This is a genomic window from Caulobacter sp. GW821-FHT12A07 (assembly GCF_058807655.1).
This window is the reverse complement of sequence record NZ_JBXAQX010000004.1, coordinates 73,911-90,121: the sequence shown is the minus strand read 5'-3', so window position 1 is coordinate 90,121 and position 16,211 is coordinate 73,911. Positions and strand designations below refer to the sequence as shown.

Sequence of the window (16,211 nt, the reverse complement as noted above, 5' to 3'; positions counted from 1 at the left end):
TCGGCAAGGTTTACCGCGTCTTGTTCGCCCTCAAGTCGAGTCGGGGGACCTGATGAGTATGCGTAAGACGTTCGGTCGGCTGTCTCTGGCCGGCAAGCTGATGGCCGCAGGCGGCGCCGCCCTGGGCGTGCTGCTGATCGCCGGCTCGCTGCTGATCTCGTGGCAAAGCGGCAAGGCGGTCAAAAGCCTGGCCCAGCGCTACGCCGCCAGCGTCACCGCCCAGACCGCCCAGGAGATCAAGAACGACCTCGACGACGCCGACGCGGTCGTGCGCTCGTCGGCGGGCCTGTTCGCGGCCAGCTACCAGGCCGGCCAGCGCGATCGCGCGGTGTACCTGGCCCAGCTGAAGCCGATCGCCAGCGCCTCGCGCACCGAACTGGGCGCCTGGCTGATGTTCGCCCCCGGCGCCCTGGGCGACGACGCCGCCTTCGTCGGCCGCGCCGACCTGGGCTCGACCCCGCAGGGGCGGTTCATCGGCTACTGGGTGAAGAACGGCGACAGCCTGAGCCTGGAGCAGGGCGAGGACGCCGAGTTCGGCGAGGACTTCTACACGACCAGCGCCGCCAGCGGCCGGCCGGCGATCCTGGAGCCCTATCGCGACAACATCACCGACGGCGGCGAGACCAAGATGCTGCTGATGACCTCGGTCACCTATCCGGTGATCGTCGACGGCAAGACCGTGGGCGTCATGGGCGCGGACCTGGCCCTGGACGATATCGCAAATCGCCTGACCGCCCTGAAGCCGTTCGACGACGGCCGGGCCATGCTGGTCTCGCCGGGCGGCCTGTGGGTGTCGCACCCCGAGGCGGACCTGCGGATGAAGGCCTATTCCGATCCCGGGCTCGATACGATCAAGGCGGTGATCGCGGGCGGCGGTCCGACGGTGATCGAGGGCGTGAAGATCAAGGGCCAGCGGGCCGAGCGGCTGGTGGCGCCGGTGCGCTTGGCCTCGGGCGCGACCTGGGCCATGGTGGTGGACGTCACCGAGGACGCCCTGCTGGCGCCGGCCCGCAAGCTGGCCATGGGCCTGGCGATCGGCGGCCTGGTGCTGCTGCTCTGCGCCTTGGGCGTGCTGGCCCTGGCCTCGCGCCGGCTGATCGCCCAGCCGCTGCTGGCCCTGCGCGGCGCCGTGGGCGTGCTGGCCGAGCACCGCTACGACCAGCCGGTGGCCGAGGCCGCCCGCGCCGACGAGATCGGGGCCATCGCCCGCGCGCTCGACACGCTGCGGCAGGAGCTGGCCCGCGCCCAGGCCATGCGCGAGGAGCAGGAAGGCCTGCGCCGCGCCGCCGACGCCGACCGCGACCGGGCCGCGGCCCTGACCCTGTCGATCGACGAGCAGACCGACGTGGTCCGCCAGGTGGGCGAGGCCCTGGCCGCCGTGGCCGAGGGCGATCTGGGCCGTCGCATCCCCGGTCCGTTCGCCGAGGTCTACGAGCCGCTGCGCCGCGACTTCAACACCGCCGTCGAGAGCCTGGAGCAGGCGATCGGCGAGATCGCCGAGGCCAGCGCCGCCATCGGCGAGGCCACGACCGCGCTCAGCCGCGCCTCGGGCGAGCTGGCCGGCCGCACCGAGCGCCAGGCCGCCGGCATCGAGCGGGCCGCGGGCTCCTTGAACGAGATCACCCAGGCCGTGGGCGAGGCGGCCGGCGGGGCCGACGAGACCCGCCGCCTGGTCGCCGCCGCCCGCGCCGAGGCCGACCAGGGCGGCGCGGTGGTCACCCAGGCCACCGCCACCATGGGCGAGATCGACGCCTCCGCCCGCCAGATCGGCGACATCGTCGGCCTGATCGACGAGATCGCCTTCCAGACCAACCTTCTGGCCCTGAACGCGGGCGTGGAAGCCGCCCGGGCCGGCGACGCCGGTCGTGGCTTCGCCGTCGTGGCCCAGGAAGTGCGGGCCCTGGCCCAGCGCTCGGCCGGCTCGGCCAAGGAGATCAAGACCCTGATCGGCGCCTCGGCCGTACGGGTCGAAGCGGGCGTCGGCCTCGTGGAGCGCACCGGCTCGGCCCTGCACGGCGTGGCCGGACGCATGGCCGGCATCGACGCGGCCGCCACCCGCATCGCCTCGTCGGTGCGCGAGCAGGCGCAGGGCCTGTCGGCGGTCAACGCCGAGGTCGCCGAGATGGAGCGCTTCACCCAGGAGAACCTGGTCATGGTCGACCAGGCCCGCGTCGCCGACCAGGCGCTGGCGGGGCAGGGCGCGCGGCTGGAGGCCCTGGTGGGGCGGTTCCGGCTGGGACGGTCGGCGGGGCGGCGTCGGGCGGCGGCTTAGGCTTCGAGCCTTCGCCTTTCCCTTACTCCCGTCATTCCCGCCCTTGTGGCGGGAACCCCTCTGTCAGCCGCAAGGGCGGATGGGGCGGCGTGCTGTGCACGCCGCTGGCGCTTTCCATGCGGGCGGAACCAGGGTTTCCCGCCACAAGGGCGGGAATGACGGGCGGATAGGGGGGAGCGGGCTAAATCACGCTCTCGACGATGTGGGCGCGGTAGAGCACCGCGATCAAATCCGTCTGGGTGATCACGCCCACCAGCTTGCGGTCGCGGTCGACGACCATGGCCTCGTGGGTCTGGCCGCTGGAGAGGATCGGCAGCAGGGCGGCGATCGGGGTGCCTTCGCGCACGCGGTGGACGAAGGGGTCGAGGGCGGCCTCGACGGTGCGGCGGCGGTTGGCCTGGAGTTCGGCGCGGCGGGCCATGCCGATGACGCGGCCCTCCTCGTCCACGACCGGGGCGACGCGCAGGTCGTGGCTCTGCAGGAAGGCCAGGGCGCTTTCGGCCGACTGGGCGCGGTCGAGCCGGATGACGTCGCGGGACATCACGTCGCCGCAGCGGATCTGCGAGTGCAGGCGCTGGTGGGCCTCGATCTCGACCTCGCGGAACAGGGCGTCGAGGTCTTCGCGGCTGACGTCGAGCAGTTCGCCGTAGCGGGCCAGGGCCTTGTCGAGGTCGCCGGTGCTGTAGCCGATGCGCGAGGCGGGGGCCGGATCGGCGGTGCCGTGCGGGCTGGCCGGCGGGGCCGGGGCCTTGTGCGGATAGGAGCGGCCGACCGCGCGGTTGTAGGCCATGCCGGCCAGGACCAGCAGGATCGAGTCCACCGCCACCGGATTGAGGGCGAAGAGATAGCCGGCCTTGGTCACGGCCGGTCCGCCGATGACGGTGATCAGGGCCACCGCGCCGCCGGGCGGGTGCAGGCAGCCCAGCAGCACCATGGCGGCGATGGCCAGACCCACGGCCAGGGGCGCGGCGAGCAGCGGCTGGGCCGGCAGCAGCAGGGCCACGGTGATGCCGATCAGCGCCGAGACGACATTGCCGCCGATCACGCCGCGCGGCTGGGCCAGGGGGCTGGCGGGCACGGCGAAGACCAGCACGGCCGAGGCCCCGATCGGCGCCACCAGCAGCGGATGCAGCCAGTCGCCGCCGCCGACGGCGAAGCGTCCCAGCACTCCGGCGAACAGCAGGCCCAGCAGGGCGCCGCCGCCGCCCTTCAGCGCGTCGGCCGGTCGGATCGGGGTCTTGCCGCGAAGCAGGGTCAGCAGGCGATCGGTGGTCAGCGCGGTCATCAGGGTTTGATAGGCGATGCGGGCCGACGATGGCGCCGAAAATCGCTGGCCGGCGGCTCAGCCGCGCTGGAAGGCCAGGGCGACCAGGCCGGCGACGATGCAGGCCTGGGCGAAGACGATCAGGGCCAGCCAGGCGCCGAACGGCTGCTTGCGGGTCTTGTGGCGCAGCCAGCGCTGGGCCAGCAGCGCGCCGGGCGCAGCCCCCAGGCAGGCCGACAGCAGCAGCACCCGCTCGGGCACGCGGCGGTCGCCCTCGACGGCGGCGGCCTTGTCGTGGGCGAACAGCATGAAGCAGAAGAGGTTGGCCGCCAGCAGGGCCAGGACGACGATGAAGGTCACCGCACCTGTTCCGGCGGGGCGTGGTCGAGGGGCGCGAGGTCGGGTTCGACCCAGCCGCGGCGGGCGGCGACGCTGAACAGGCGCTCGCGCGACCAGAAGCCCAGCGGCCAGGCCTTGTCGCCCAGCGGCGTGGCCAGCAGGCGGGCGGCGGCCTCGGCGTCGTCCGCATCGGCCGGCAGGGCGGCGGCGAAGGCGCGGATGGCGGCGAGATAGGCCTGGGTGATGGTCTCGTGATAGCCGCTGGTGTCGTCGTTCACCCCGCCGACGGCTTCGTTATAGGCGCGGATGATGCCCGGCAGGTCACGCTCAAGGCCCGCGTCGCGGGTGCGCACGAGGCGCAGCGTCGCGGTCAGGTGGGCCGCGTGGGTCCACTCTTCCTTGGGCAGGCTGCGGTCGAGCAGGCGCTCGGCCAGGCGGGCGATTTCGGCGGTGGCGTAGGCGGTCATGGCGACGGATCAGGGTGGAACCCGTCTGTAGGGGAGGCGGGCGAGCGAGGCTAGGCATGATCCTTCTCCCCTTGCGGGAGAAGGTGGCGGCCGAAGGCCGACGGATGAGGGGTTTCTCAGAAGTCGAACGCCTCACCCAGCCTGACCGCTGTACTCAGCTTTGATTTCTGAGAGACCCCTCACCCGACCTCCTTCGGAGGCCACCCTCTCCCGCAAGGGGAGAGGGACGGGCTTTACCGCCGCACGTCCATCAGCTTGCCCTTCTGGTGCATGTCGAGCAGCTGGGCGTTGGAGATGAAGTAGGTCTCGCCGGCGACGTAGTCGGAGGGGCTGGCGCCCCAGGGGACGTCGGACGAGCGGTTGTAGATCTTCTTGCTGGGATGGATGTAGACGCCCTCGGCGTTGACCGCGCTGACCACGGCCGCGCCGTACTGGCAGTCGGGGCACTCGGTGTTGCGGCTGTCTCGCCCGAAATCCATCGTATAGACGTCGTCGACGTGGGGCGCGTGCAGATAGGTCAGGTTGTTCTTGTCGTCGACCGCGGCGTTGACGCCGAGCAGCACGACCAGGGCGCCGGCGCCGCCCAGGCCCACCAGCCAGCCGCGACGATCGATGAACGGGATCGGCGGCTTGGAGAGTCCCGCCTCGAAGGTCTTGGGGTTTTGCAGGCGATGGATGTTGCCGCAGGTCTCGCAGACGCTGCGCCAGACCTTGTCGGTGGTCCAGCGGAACAGGAACCACAGGTGCCGGACCGTATAGTCCAGGACGACGGTGCTGGGCTGTTCCTTCTCGCAGTGACTGCACTGGAATGCGCCGGCGTTGGCGAACACGCGTCGTTGGCCCTGATGCCCCCAGGCGAAGAACATGGTCGTTTCCCCCTTGTCGGCCGCCATCGTGATGGTTCGGCGACCGTTGTTCCTCGATGCTAAGACACCGGTGTCCAGGCAGGCAAGCGGGATGCGTGTGTTCGCGGTGAAGTTTCTCGCGGGGCGCGTATGTTGAAGCCGCCCCCGTGGAGACCAAACGAAAAAGGCCGCCCGGATCGCTCCGGGCGGCCTTCCTGTCTCGAAAGCTCGGGGCGTCTTACGACGCGTAGCTTTGCAGCGGGCGCACTTCCAGGGCCTTGGCCGGGGCCGAGGAGATGGCCTGGGCGGCGGCCAGGGCGCCGGCGCTGGTGGTGTAGTAGGGCACCTTCATCATCAGGGCCGTGCGGCGGATGTCGAAGCTGTCTTCCAGGGCCTGCTTGCCTTCGGTGGTGTTGAACACCAGCTGCACGCCGCCGTTCTTCATCACGTCGACGATGTTCGGGCGGCCTTCCAGCACCTTCTTGACCAGCTCGACCTCGACGCCCTGCTCGGCGAGATAGCCGCGGGTGCCGACGGTGGAGATGACCTTGAAACCGGCCGCCTGCAGCAGCTTCACCGGCTCGACGATCCAGGGGCGGTCGCTTTCCTTGACCGACACGAACGCCGTGCCCGAGGTCGGCAGGGTGACGCCGCCGCCCAGCTGGCTCTTGGCGAAGGCGCGGGCGAAGGCGGGGCCCAGGCCCGTTTCGCCTTCACGGATCCAGTCCAGGCCCATGACCTCGCCGGTCGAGCGCATTTCCGGGCCGAGGATAGTGTCGACGCCGGCGAAGCGGGCGAACGGGAAGACCGCTTCCTTGACCGCGATGTGGTCGTAGGGCTCGTCCTTCAGGCCGAACTCGGCAAGCTTGGCGCCGGCCATCAGCTTGGCGGCGATGGCGGCGACAGGTTGCCCAATCGTCTTGGCCACGAACGGTACGGTGCGCGAGGCGCGCGGGTTCACTTCCAGCACGTAGATGCGCGGGTTGTCGCCGTGCGGCTCCTCGATGGCGAACTGCACGTTCATCAGGCCGCGCACGTTGAGGGCCAGGGCCATCTGCACGGTCTGGCGCTTCAGTTCTTCGACGGTCTCGGCCTTCAGCGAGAAGGGGGGCATCGAGCAGGCCGAGTCGCCCGAGTGGACGCCGGCTTCCTCGATGTGCTCCAGCACGCCGGCCACGAACACGCTCTCGCCGTCGCACAGGGCGTCGACGTCAACCTCGGTGGCGCGGCTCAGATAGTGGTCGAGCAGGATCGGGTGCTCGAACGAGATCTCGCCGGTGTTGGCGATGTAGCGCTCGAGTTGCTCGTGGTCGCGGATGATCTCCATGCCGCGGCCGCCCAGCACGTAGGACGGACGCATCACGAACGGGAAGCCGATCTTGTCGCCTTCGGCGCGGGCCTCGTCCCAAGTGCGGGCGATGGCGTTTTCCGGCTGGGCGATGTTCAGGCCGTTCAGCAGTTGCTGGAAGCGCTCGCGGTCCTCGGCCAGGTCGATGGCGTCGGGGCTGGTGCCCAGGATCGGCACGCCGGCCTCTTCCAGGGCGTGGGCCAGCTTCAGCGGGGTCTGGCCGCCGAACTGGACGATGACGCCGGCCAGCTCGCCCTTGCTCATCTCGACATGCAGCAGTTCCAGCACGTCCTCGGCCGTCAGCGGCTCGAAGTACAGGCGGTCGGAGGTGTCGTAGTCGGTCGAGACGGTCTCGGGGTTGCAGTTGACCATGATCGACTCCACGCCGATCTGGTCGAGCGCGAAGGCGGCGTGGCAGCAGCAGTAGTCGAACTCGATGCCCTGGCCGATGCGGTTGGGGCCGCCGCCGAGGATGACGGCCTTCTTGGCGCCCGACGGCTCGCTCTCGCACTCGGGAACCTGGCCCAGGGCGCCGAACTCGTAGGTCGAGTACATGTAGGGCGTGGTGGCCAGGAACTCACCGGCGCAGCTGTCGATGCGCTTGAAGACCGGGCGGACGTTCAGGCCCTGGCGGGCGGCGCGGACGGCCTTTTCGTTCGAGGCGGTCAGCTTGGCCAGGCGGGCGTCGGAGAAGCCCTGGGCCTTGAGGGCGCGGAAGCCCTGGGCGTCCTTGGGCAGGCCGCCGGCGCGGACCAGGCCTTCCTGGCGGACGATCTCGGCGATCTGGCGCAGGAACCAGGGTTCATAGGAACAGGCTGCGTTGACCTCTTCCACGGTCAGGCCGTGGCGGAAGGCCTGGGCGATGACGCGCAGGCGGTCGGGGGTGGGCACGCCCAGGGCGCGGATGACCGCGGCCTTGCCGGTGTCCGGATCCTCGGCGCCGTGGATTTCCACCTCGTCGAAGCCGTTCAGGCCCGTCTCCAGGCCGCGCAGGGCCTTCTGGACGCTTTCCTTGAAGGTGCGGCCGATGGCCATCACTTCGCCGACCGACTTCATGGCGGTGGTCAGCAGCGGCTCCGAACCCGGGTACTTCTCGAAGGCGAAGCGCGGGATCTTGGTGACGACGTAGTCGATCGACGGTTCGAACGAGGCCGGGGTCGCGCCGCCGGTGATGTCGTTCTTCAGTTCGTCGAGCGTGTAGCCGACGGCCAGGCGGGCGGCGACCTTGGCGATCGGGAAGCCGGTGGCCTTCGACGCCAGGGCCGAAGAGCGCGACACGCGCGGGTTCATCTCGATGACGACCATGCGGCCGTCGGCCGGGTTCAGCGCGAACTGGACGTTCGAGCCGCCGGTCTCGACGCCGATCTCGCGCAGCACGGCGATCGAGGCCGCGCGCATCCACTGGTATTCCTTGTCCGTCAGGGTCAGGGCCGGGGCGACGGTGATGCTGTCGCCGGTGTGGACGCCCATCGGGTCGATGTTCTCGATCGAGCAGACGATGATGCAGTTGTCCGCCGTGTCGCGGACCACTTCCATCTCGTATTCCTTCCAGCCCAGGACGCTCTCTTCGATGAGCACCTCGGTGGTCGGCGACAGGTCGAGGCCGCGGGCGACGATCTCTTCGAATTCCTCGAGATTGTAGGCGATGCCGCCGCCGGTGCCGGCCAGGGTGAAGGACGGGCGGATGATCGCCGGCAGGCCGACGAAGGCCAGGCCGTCACGGGCCTCTTCCATGTTGTGGGCGGCCTTGGACTTGGGGCTTTCGAGGCCCAGCTTGTCCATGGCGTCGCGGAACTTCTGGCGGTCCTCGGCCTTGTCGATGACCTCGGCCTTGGCGCCGATCATCTCGACGCCGAACTTCTTCAGGACGCCGGCTTCCTCGAGGGCGAGGGCGGTGTTGAGGGCCGTCTGGCCGCCCATGGTCGGGAGGAGGGCGTCGGGGCGCTCCTTCTCGATGATCTTGGCGACCATGTCCGGGGTGATCGGCTCGATGTAGGTCGCGTCGGCCACGTCCGGATCGGTCATGATCGTGGCCGGGTTCGAGTTGACCAGGATGATGCGGTAGCCCTCGGCGCGCAGGGCCTTGCACGCCTGGACGCCCGAATAGTCGAACTCGCAGGCTTGACCGATGACGATCGGACCGGCGCCGATGATCAGGATCGAGGAGAGGTCGGTACGTTTGGGCATGGCTACTTCTTCACGACTACTGTTTCCCAACCGTCGTAGTCCGCTTGGAAGCGGTCCGACCAGTCGAGAAACCGGCTGTTCAGGGAGTTGAGCGTTTTGGCGTCGACGGCGGTCTGGAGGGTCAGGATGCTGCCCTCCGGCTTGCCGTCGGTCTTGCGGGTCTTGAAACCAGAAGCCTTGGCGGTCTTGCGCAGGCCTTGCTGGTCGCCTTCGTAGAAATAGAAGTCGACCGGTCGGGCGCTGGTCCCGTCGTCGCCCTGCTGGGCGAGCGAGTTGCGCACCGAGTCGTCGCCGGAAGCCTGGACCTCCAGGCGCGTGGGCCGCCAGGTCGCGAGTTCGGAGACCGGACGGCGCTCGGCGGTGATCGCGACGCCGGCGGGCGCCGCGATGGCCTTCAGGGCCGCGATCGTGCGGTCCGGCGCGTCGGTGACCAGCAGGTAGGTGCGGCGGCCCTGGGCGGGCTCGGTATGGGTGGCGGCGAGCCGCGACGGCGCGTCCTTGAGGATCTCGCCGAAGCGATCATCGATGGCCGTATGATAGTCCCAGTCCGTGACGTTGCCCTCGAAGGCCAGCGTCAGGGCGACGATCGTCTGGTCGGACGAGGTCTTGGCGGCCGTGTCGAAGACCACGATCGATCCGTGATCGGTCTCGCCGTCACGGAGATAGAGGATCAGTTCGTCGCTGAAGTGCTGGAACGACTGGGCGTGCGAGGCCTGGCCGCAGGCGCTCATAGCCAGAAACAGCGCGCCGATCAGGCCTCGCTTCATTCTGGCTAGAGGGTGCGTCATCGTGATCTCGCGCGAAGACACGGGCGCGCACCATCGCGCGTCCGCTGCCGGCCATCTTGCAGGTTAAGCCGCCCCTTTAGAGAGGGAGTCAGGCGGGCGCAACCCCAGAGTCGGGGAGTCTGGAAAAGCGCTGTTAGCTGTGAAGCTTAGGCGGCCGGCGCGGGAGGCTTCGGGGCGTTGTCAGGCCCCGATCGTGGAGGCCGGCGCCCAGGACGGGCGCCGCAGCCAGAGCTCGGCGATCGCCAGGTTGGGAACCCAGCACAGGAAGGCGATCGCGAGGTAGGCCTCGCGCATCGGCAGGCCCGAGATCGCCGCCAATGGCAGGTAGAGCCGCAGGGTGACGGCCGCGAAGGTCAGGGCGAAGGAGCGGATCATCCAGGCCCGGTGTTCAGGGATGCGGCGGGCGATCGCGTGGCGCACGGCCTGGACGGTGGTCCACAGCCAGGCGAGCGCGAGCAGGCCGAAGCCCGCAGTGGCGATCGGGCCCGCGGTCGAGCCGAGCGACAGGACGAGGCCCGCGAGCCCGCCCACCAGGCAGCCGGCGACATAGAGCCGACCGAGCGCGCGGTGCAGGGCGGGGCGGCGGGCGCGCAGGCCGGCCAGGAACTGGAAGGGGCCCACCAGCAGGGCGGCGCCCGCTCCGGTCACGTGCAGCAAAAGGAACGGCGAGAAGAACGGGTTGGCGCGGACGCCCGGCGGCGCGGGCGCGGCCGGCGCCATGTAGCGATAGGCGTAGAAGGCGACGGCGACGCTGAGCAGGGCGCCAAGCGTCCAGAGCGTGCGGGAAAGAGCGCGGGGCAAGGATGGTCTCCGGTCGGGTTCGCGCCGAGATTGCGAGGGGAGCCGGAGCGCGCTACCGGGGTTGCGCGAGCGGCGCCCATTCTGCGCGAGCGGCGCCGCGGGAGGTCGGGGAGCAAGGATGACGCCCATCGACGGTTGGCCCATCGGGCGGCGGCTGGCGGCGGACCTGGCGCTGCTGACGGCTCTGGGCCTGTTCATGGGCGTGCTGGCCCCGTGGGGCACGGCCGACCTCGGCCCGGTCGGCAAGATCACCTACTGGCTGGCCTGCATCGTCGGCGGCGGCGTCATCGGCGTGGCGGTGGACGAGGCTCTGGGCCGGCGGCTTGGCGGCTTCTGGAAGCGGCTGGTCGTCGTGACGCTGCTGATGACGCCGCTGGTCACGGCCTGGGTGTCGTCGATCGAGGTCTTCTATGGCGCCGACGACGTCCACATGCCGCTCGAGCTCTGGTGGCGGGTCTGGGTGATCAGCGCGCTGGTCATGGCCATGCGGGCCCTGGTCTGGCGGGCGCCGCGCAGGGTGGTCGAGACCCGGGTGGTGGTAGAGCCGCCGTTGCCGCAGGCCGAGGCCGCCTTCCGTCGCCGCCTGTCGGCCCGGCGTCGGAGCGCGCGGCTGATCGCGGTGGAGGCTCACGACCACTACCTGAAGGTCCACACCGATGCGGGCGAGGAACTGCTGACCCTGCGCTTTTCCGACGCCCTGAAGGATCTCGCCGGCGTTCACGGCCTGCAGGTGCACCGGTCCTGGTGGGTGGCGGCCGAGGCGATCGAGGGCGTGCGCTGGCGGCGCGGGGCGGGCGAGCTGCTATTGGCGGGCGGCGTGAACGCGCCGGTCAGCCGGCGACATGCGCCGACGGTGCGCGCGGCGGGCTGGGTCTAACGCTTGGCCGCCGGGGCCTTCACCACCGGAACCTCTGCGGGCGGGGCCGCCAGGCTCCAGGCCCAGCCGGCGACGGCGCGGTCGTAGCCCATGTGGAACAGGGCCTTGCGGTTGTCGGCGGCGAAGTCGAGGCCCGAGGTGTCGGCCTCGGCGGCGTCCGGAATGGCGCTGTAGAACAGCTGGCCGCCGTTGCGCTGGGCGAAGCCGGCGCTGGCGGCCAGGTGGGTGCGGATCAGGGCCTTGCTCATGGTCTGCCATGAACGGCCGACGATCGAGGCCGCGCTGCCCTTGGTGAAGCCGAAGACGCCCCCGACCTGGCCGTTGACCACGACGAAGATCCGGCCCGGGCGGGCCTCGCCCTTGTCGACGGTCCACAGCAGCAGGGACTCGGGCGCGACGAAGAACGGGATCGAGACGCCGCCGTCGACGTGCATCTCCGAGAGCCTCCGGCCCTGGCCCTCGACCTGGATCAGGGCGGGCGGGAAGACGCCGGGAATGCTGGCCGAGGCGACCAGCACGTCCTGGAACAGCTTGCGCGAGGCCTCGTCGCCCTTGGAGGCGATGGCGCCCATGTCCCAGATCACCGTCTCCTCGGTGTCGAGATTGGTGGTGGCGATGAGCAGGCGGCGGCCGCGGCGGTGCTCGGCGGCGACGGCCTGCATCATGTTGGCGTCGGCGTACTTCTCGACCAGGCCGCGCAGGGCGCCGCTGTCGTAGAAGCTGGGGTGGAACAGCACGCCCAGGCCGCGCGGCTGCAGGATGCGGTCGGCGGCCGGGCCGGTATAGACCTCGGTCAGCCGCTCGTCCCAGGTGGGGCCGAGGAAGGCGAAGGGGGCGGTGAGGGCGCCGGTGGAGACGCCGGTGACGATGTCGAACTCGGGCCGCTCGCCGGTCTTGGTCCAGCCGGCGACCACGCCGGCCCCGTAGGCGCCGTTCGAGCCGCCGCCCGACAGGGCCAGGACGTCGAAGGTCTTCTGGCCCTTGGCGCGGTTGCGGGCGGCTTCGGCGAAGCGGATGCCGGCGGCGCTGTCGCTGGCGTTGAAGCGGATGTCCGACAGGCCCGTGGGCGGCGGGCCGACCATGTCGCTGGCCTTGTAGGCGTCGCGCGAGATCGAGCCGCAGGCGGTCAGGGCCAGCAGGGCGAGGGCGGCGGCGAGGAGGCGGATCGGACGCATGGCGACTGGGTGGGCGGACTGGTTTGGAGACACCGCGCGAACCTAGGCGGGGAGGGCGCTTGCGTCCACCGGATGGCGCCGGCGTGCAAGACGGGAGCCGTAAACGCAAAACGGGCCGGCTTGCGCCGGCCCGTCTCAGTTCGTCAGGTCAGAGCGGCTTACGCCGACTGCAGTTGACCGGCCGACATCTTGCCGCTGCGACGGTCTTGTTCCAGCTCGTAGCTGACCTTTTGACCTTCGTTCAGCGAGCCCAGACCGGCGCGCTCAACGGCCGAGATGTGCACGAACACGTCGTTGCCGCCGTCGTCCGGCTGGATGAAGCCGAAGCCCTTGGTGCCGTTGAACCATTTCACGGTGCCGATAGCCATTTGGGTAGTCCTTTAGTTCATAGTTCAGGGCGTCGCGAGGCGCGTGCCGGCGACGATCAATTTCGTTGAGGGTCGGAGGGCTGGCTCGGCGCTCCTTGGAAGGAAGCATGGAGTAGCAGATCGAGCGGCAGCGAATTCGATGGGTGATCTGTAAAATGCGCGGCCGGGGATGGCAAGCGAAATATGGGGATTTTATTTTTTCGCCTGCAAGCGTCACCTTCGAAGCTCTTTGCGCGTTGTGGTTATCAACACCGCTGAATTTGAGTGGAGCGTGACCATGACGTTGATCGACCGCATTCCCACCTTGAAGGACTCTGAACTGGCGCAACTGCTCAGCAATGTGCGCCGACTGGACGTCAGCGGCACGCCAGACGAACGCCGCCAGGCGGCCGAGGTTGCGCCCCATCTGGAGCGCGAGGCCTCGCGCCGTCGCGAGAAGGTGCTGATGTCGCGTCGCGCGGCTACGGCGCGCTTCTAAGAGGAAAGCGGCGACCGCGCGCTTCTAGAGGGAAGTGGCGGCGACCGTGTGTTGCTAGGTAGCGAACCTTAAGCGTCGAAATCGCCTTGATCAGGTCGCTATTGAGAGTCACTCTCAATAGCGACCTTGAGTCCTGGAGGCGATCATGGTGTTGCGGATGACGGGAACCCGCTGGCTGGCCCTGATGATGATGGCCGAACGCGCCGGCGGCGACGAGCGCCCAGACAGCGAATGGCTGCTGCACGGCCCCTCTGAAGAAGACGACGAAGAAGAGATCCTGGCGGGGGAGTGACCCCTCACCCTTCTTTCCTTGCGGGGCTTGTGGGCCTTGCGGGAGAGGGATCGAAGGCGAGCGTTCTGGCGAAGAAGGGCAGGGCCCTGTCCTCGACGCGGCCGCCGCGCGACCAGTGCCGCTCGCCCCACCAGCCGCGATATTCCTCGGCCTCGTTGGCGACGCCGAGCTCTTCCAGCAGGCCCGCGAAGGCGCGGTTGGCGACCACGTGGTCGGCGTTGCCGTCGAAGCGGCCCCAGTCGAACATCAGTCCACGCAGGGCCTTAAGTTTGGCCGCATGGGCGGGCAGAAGACGGTCCAGCAGGAAGGCGTTCTGAAGCTTCGCGGTCAGGACGGGATCGGTCGCCAGGCTCGCGCCGCGACCGCTGGCGGGGAAGTCCGCATAGAACGGCGGCCTGTCCGGATTGGGCAAGAAGGCTTGGTACATGCCCAGGAACACCCGCGAGAAGCCGTCGTCGCCCAGGTCGTCCAGGGACTTGGCGGACCCAAGGCGCTCGAAGTTCGGGCGTGAGTTCATCGTCTGGAGGCCGACGCCCGTGCCGACCGGGTGCAGGGCGTAGACCGCGCCGAACACGCCGGGCGCCAGCATGGCCGTGCGGATCGCGCCATAGCCGCCCATGCGGTCGCCCAGCAACCCGCGCGCTTCCGGGCGGGGCAGAGTGCGAAAGCGCCCGTCGACGGCGGCGACCAGGTCCCTGGCCAGGAACCCCGTCCAGTCGCCGGTCACCGGCGAGGTCGCGTAGAACGAGCTGCCGGTCGGGGTGGAGAAGTCGGCCGACACCAGGATCAGCGGCGGGACCTTGCCCTGCGCGACGGCGCGATCGAGCACGGCCCTGGCGCCGTCGCGGTCGAAGATCGCGCGGTGGTCGTCGAACAGGTTGGGCAGGAAGTAGACGACCGGATAGCGCCGGCTTCCGGTCTGATAGCCGTCGGGAAGATAGGCCACGGCCTTGCGGGTCGGGGAGACGTCGACCCGATTGCCGTCGAAGCGTTTCGAGGCGACCTCGAAGTCGACCAGCCGGCTCTCCGCCCGCGCGGCTATGGGCGCGGCGAGCAGGAACGCGACACACACCGCACGCCACAGCAAGCCGAGCATAGCCAAGCCCCCGCCATCGAACGTCGAAGGCGAAAGCTCGTCCTATGCGTGTGTCGAATTTACGGCAGGGCTAGGGGTCAGGTCAGGGCCTTGCGGGCGGCTTCCCAGTACTGGGCGCCGGTGATCAGGGTGACCACGGCGGCCAGCCACAGCAGGCCGTGGGCGGCCCACGAGACCGGCTCGAAGATCGCCGGGTCCTGCGGCAGGTTGAACGCGCCCCACGAGACGATGATCATCTCGGCGCCGATGGCCACCAGCTGCAGGGTGGTCTTCCACTTGGCCAGCAGGGTGACGGGCAGCTTGATCCCCTTGCCGGCGCCGACCTCGCGCAGGGCGCTGACGGCGAATTCGCGGAACAGGATCAGGCCGGCCGGCAGGATGACCAGCGGATTGGGACCCGGCGCCATCAGGCCCAGCAGGGCGCCGCACACCAGGATCTTGTCGCCGATCGGGTCGAGGATCGCGCCCCAGATGGTGACGGCGTCGAGCTTGCGGGCCAGCCAGCCGTCGAAGAAGTCGGTCACCGCCGCCACCACGAACGCCCAGAACGCCCAGCGCTGCAGCGAGAACTGCTGGTCGGCGGTCAGCTGCTCGCTCAGCCACGGCACGCCGCCCGCGGCGGCCGCCAGGGCGACGAACATGAACAGCGCGATGACCAGGCGAGCGGAGGTCAGGATGTTGGGCAGGGCTTTCATGGCGCCGTTCTAACGCATGAGCGCGGCGGAGGGCTATGGCGCATGCATGACATGGTGGCGCTCGCGGGAGGCCGTCCCCAGATAGGAGGTCGGGGGCGTACAGTGTAACAGTAAGTGGAGTAGTCCCTGATGAGCACGGAATTCGCGAACAAGGTGGCCATCGTCACCGGCGGCGCCTCGGGCATCGGCGAGGCGGTGGTGCGCGAACTGGCGGCCGGCGGCGCCAAGGTGGTGATCGCCGACTTCAATCTCGAAGGCGCGGAGGCCCTGGCGGCGCAGGTCGGTTCGGCGACCGCCTTCAAGGTCGATGTCGGCGATCCGGCGCAGGTCGAGGCCATGGTCAGGTTCGCGGTCGACACCTATGGCGGCCTGCACCTGGCGGTGAACAACGCCGGCATCGGCGGCCCCAGCGCGCCCACGGCCGATTATCCGATCGACGCCTGGAAGCGGGTGATCGACGTCGACCTGCACAGCGTCCTCTATTCGATGAAGTACCAGATCCCGGCGATGCTCGCCTCGGGCGGCGGCTCGATCGTCAACATGGCCTCGATCCTCGGCAGCCACGGCTGGGCCGGTTCGGGTCCCTATGTCGCCGCCAAGCACGCCCTGGTCGGCATGACCAAGACGACCGCCATCGAATATTCCGGCCAGGGCGTGCGCATCAACGCCGTCGGCCCGGGCTTCATCGACACCCCGGCCGTGCGCGCCTCGATGGACGATGCGGCCATGGCCGGCCTGGTGGCCCTGCACCCGATCGGCCGCCTTGGCCGCTCGGAGGAGGTTTCGGCCCTGACCTGCTTCCTGCTGTCGGACCGCGCCTCGTTCATCACCGGCAGCTACCATCTGGTGGACGGCGGCTTCTCGGCCCGCTGACGGGATCGGCCCCGCCGTTCGCGCGGCGGGGCAAGTCTCTTCCTGA

General features: G+C 69.7%; 16 protein-coding genes. 5 read left to right on the top strand and 11 right to left on the bottom strand.

The annotated features are described in order from the left end of the window. The first annotated feature begins 58 nt into the window (after positions 1-58). Entirely contained in the window at positions 59-2,272 is a 2,214-nt protein-coding gene (locus AC1RRS_RS09890; protein WP_492855015.1) for a methyl-accepting chemotaxis protein, read from the top strand. Positions 2,273-2,453: 181 nt separating this feature from the next. Here the strand turns inward: AC1RRS_RS09890 and AC1RRS_RS09885 are convergent, their stop codons facing one another. The 7 genes from AC1RRS_RS09885 to AC1RRS_RS09855 form a co-directional block, all read right to left on the bottom strand. Further along, positions 2,454-3,557 carry an HPP family protein gene (locus AC1RRS_RS09885; protein ID WP_492855014.1) on the bottom strand — a complete coding sequence of 368 codons (1,104 nt, stop codon included), beginning with the start codon at positions 3,555-3,557 and terminating at the stop codon, positions 2,454-2,456. Between the two features lie 57 nt (positions 3,558-3,614). Continuing rightward, positions 3,615-3,896: a DUF1294 domain-containing protein gene (locus AC1RRS_RS09880; RefSeq protein ID WP_233245151.1), complete on the bottom strand. Its 282-nt coding sequence runs from the start codon at positions 3,894-3,896 to the stop codon at positions 3,615-3,617. Then, positions 3,893-4,342 carry a hypothetical protein gene (locus tag AC1RRS_RS09875; protein WP_492855013.1) on the bottom strand — a complete coding sequence of 150 codons (450 nt, stop codon included), beginning with the start codon at positions 4,340-4,342 and terminating at the stop codon, positions 3,893-3,895. The genes AC1RRS_RS09880 and AC1RRS_RS09875 overlap by 4 nt, the downstream gene beginning before the upstream one ends. Before the next feature lie 233 nt (positions 4,343-4,575). Continuing rightward, complete coding sequence (locus AC1RRS_RS09870; RefSeq protein WP_492855012.1) at positions 4,576-5,208, bottom strand: hypothetical protein; 633 nt, start codon at positions 5,206-5,208, stop codon at positions 4,576-4,578. A 217-nt stretch (positions 5,209-5,425) separates the two neighbouring features. Next, positions 5,426-8,722: a carbamoyl-phosphate synthase large subunit gene (gene carB, locus AC1RRS_RS09865; protein WP_492855011.1), complete on the bottom strand. Its 3,297-nt coding sequence runs from the start codon at positions 8,720-8,722 to the stop codon at positions 5,426-5,428. A 2-nt stretch (positions 8,723-8,724) separates the two neighbouring features. Continuing rightward, entirely contained in the window at positions 8,725-9,489 is a 765-nt protein-coding gene (locus AC1RRS_RS09860; RefSeq protein WP_492855010.1) for a ribonuclease E inhibitor RraB, read from the bottom strand. A gap of 201 nt (positions 9,490-9,690) precedes the next feature. Next, positions 9,691-10,311 carry a DUF2306 domain-containing protein gene (locus AC1RRS_RS09855; protein ID WP_492855009.1) on the bottom strand — a complete coding sequence of 207 codons (621 nt, stop codon included), beginning with the start codon at positions 10,309-10,311 and terminating at the stop codon, positions 9,691-9,693. A 118-nt stretch (positions 10,312-10,429) separates the two neighbouring features. Between AC1RRS_RS09855 and AC1RRS_RS09850 the strand changes: the two genes are divergently transcribed. Then, a complete protein-coding gene (locus AC1RRS_RS09850; protein WP_492855008.1) occupies positions 10,430-11,188 on the top strand; it encodes a LytTR family DNA-binding domain-containing protein in 759 nt (252 codons plus the stop codon). On the opposite strand, the gene AC1RRS_RS09845 is transcribed toward AC1RRS_RS09850, so the two are convergent. After that, positions 11,185-12,363 carry a patatin-like phospholipase family protein gene (locus tag AC1RRS_RS09845; protein WP_492855007.1) on the bottom strand — a complete coding sequence of 393 codons (1,179 nt, stop codon included), beginning with the start codon at positions 12,361-12,363 and terminating at the stop codon, positions 11,185-11,187. The genes AC1RRS_RS09850 and AC1RRS_RS09845 overlap by 4 nt on opposite strands. Before the next feature lie 158 nt (positions 12,364-12,521). Next, positions 12,522-12,731, bottom strand: a complete 210-nt coding sequence (locus AC1RRS_RS09840) for a cold-shock protein (protein WP_110118155.1) — start codon at positions 12,729-12,731, stop codon at positions 12,522-12,524. 277 nt (positions 12,732-13,008) lie between these two features. On the opposite strand from AC1RRS_RS09840, the gene AC1RRS_RS09835 reads away from it, so the two are divergent. Together AC1RRS_RS09835 and AC1RRS_RS09830 are read left to right on the top strand one after the other, a co-directional pair. Then, a complete protein-coding gene (locus AC1RRS_RS09835; protein WP_110118154.1) occupies positions 13,009-13,209 on the top strand; it encodes a hypothetical protein in 201 nt (66 codons plus the stop codon). Between the two features lie 145 nt (positions 13,210-13,354). After that, complete coding sequence (locus AC1RRS_RS09830) at positions 13,355-13,501, top strand: hypothetical protein (RefSeq protein WP_199228314.1); 147 nt, start codon at positions 13,355-13,357, stop codon at positions 13,499-13,501. A gap of 4 nt (positions 13,502-13,505) precedes the next feature. Here the strand turns inward: AC1RRS_RS09830 and AC1RRS_RS09825 are convergent, their stop codons facing one another. Next, the gene (locus AC1RRS_RS09825; RefSeq protein WP_492855005.1) at positions 13,506-14,597 is read right to left on the bottom strand and encodes an alpha/beta hydrolase-fold protein; all 1,092 of its coding nucleotides are present in this window, start codon (positions 14,595-14,597) and stop codon (positions 13,506-13,508) included. A gap of 77 nt (positions 14,598-14,674) precedes the next feature. Beyond that, positions 14,675-15,292: a CDP-diacylglycerol--glycerol-3-phosphate 3-phosphatidyltransferase gene (pgsA, locus tag AC1RRS_RS09820; protein ID WP_492855004.1), complete on the bottom strand. Its 618-nt coding sequence runs from the start codon at positions 15,290-15,292 to the stop codon at positions 14,675-14,677. 129 nt (positions 15,293-15,421) lie between these two features. Between pgsA and AC1RRS_RS09815 the strand changes: the two genes are divergently transcribed. Then, positions 15,422-16,165 (top strand): SDR family NAD(P)-dependent oxidoreductase, encoded by a 744-nt coding sequence (locus tag AC1RRS_RS09815; protein ID WP_492855003.1) that lies wholly within the window; start codon positions 15,422-15,424, stop codon positions 16,163-16,165. Positions 16,166-16,211 lie beyond the last annotated feature (46 nt).

What these genes read in the sequence shown, in the direction of transcription:
- AC1RRS_RS09825 (WP_492855005.1), bottom strand. Translation starts at nt 14,597, where the DNA reads ATGCTCGGCTTGCTGTGGCGTGCGGTGTGTGTCGCGTTCCTGCTCGCC.
- AC1RRS_RS09890 (WP_492855015.1), top strand. Translation starts at nt 59, where the DNA reads ATGCGTAAGACGTTCGGTCGGCTGTCTCTGGCCGGCAAGCTGATGGCC.
- carB (WP_492855011.1), bottom strand. Translation starts at nt 8,722, where the DNA reads ATGCCCAAACGTACCGACCTCTCCTCGATCCTGATCATCGGCGCCGGT.
- AC1RRS_RS09885 (WP_492855014.1), bottom strand. Translation starts at nt 3,557, where the DNA reads ATGACCGCGCTGACCACCGATCGCCTGCTGACCCTGCTTCGCGGCAAG.
- pgsA (WP_492855004.1), bottom strand. Translation starts at nt 15,292, where the DNA reads ATGAAAGCCCTGCCCAACATCCTGACCTCCGCTCGCCTGGTCATCGCG.
- AC1RRS_RS09860 (WP_492855010.1), bottom strand. Translation starts at nt 9,489, where the DNA reads ATGAAGCGAGGCCTGATCGGCGCGCTGTTTCTGGCTATGAGCGCCTGC.
- AC1RRS_RS09845 (WP_492855007.1), bottom strand. Translation starts at nt 12,363, where the DNA reads ATGCGTCCGATCCGCCTCCTCGCCGCCGCCCTCGCCCTGCTGGCCCTG.
- AC1RRS_RS09815 (WP_492855003.1), top strand. Translation starts at nt 15,422, where the DNA reads ATGAGCACGGAATTCGCGAACAAGGTGGCCATCGTCACCGGCGGCGCC.
- AC1RRS_RS09840 (WP_110118155.1), bottom strand. Translation starts at nt 12,731, where the DNA reads ATGGCTATCGGCACCGTGAAATGGTTCAACGGCACCAAGGGCTTCGGC.
- AC1RRS_RS09830 (WP_199228314.1), top strand. Translation starts at nt 13,355, where the DNA reads ATGGTGTTGCGGATGACGGGAACCCGCTGGCTGGCCCTGATGATGATG.
- AC1RRS_RS09850 (WP_492855008.1), top strand. Translation starts at nt 10,430, where the DNA reads ATGACGCCCATCGACGGTTGGCCCATCGGGCGGCGGCTGGCGGCGGAC.
- AC1RRS_RS09875 (WP_492855013.1), bottom strand. Translation starts at nt 4,342, where the DNA reads ATGACCGCCTACGCCACCGCCGAAATCGCCCGCCTGGCCGAGCGCCTG.
- AC1RRS_RS09835 (WP_110118154.1), top strand. Translation starts at nt 13,009, where the DNA reads ATGACGTTGATCGACCGCATTCCCACCTTGAAGGACTCTGAACTGGCG.
- AC1RRS_RS09870 (WP_492855012.1), bottom strand. Translation starts at nt 5,208, where the DNA reads ATGTTCTTCGCCTGGGGGCATCAGGGCCAACGACGCGTGTTCGCCAAC.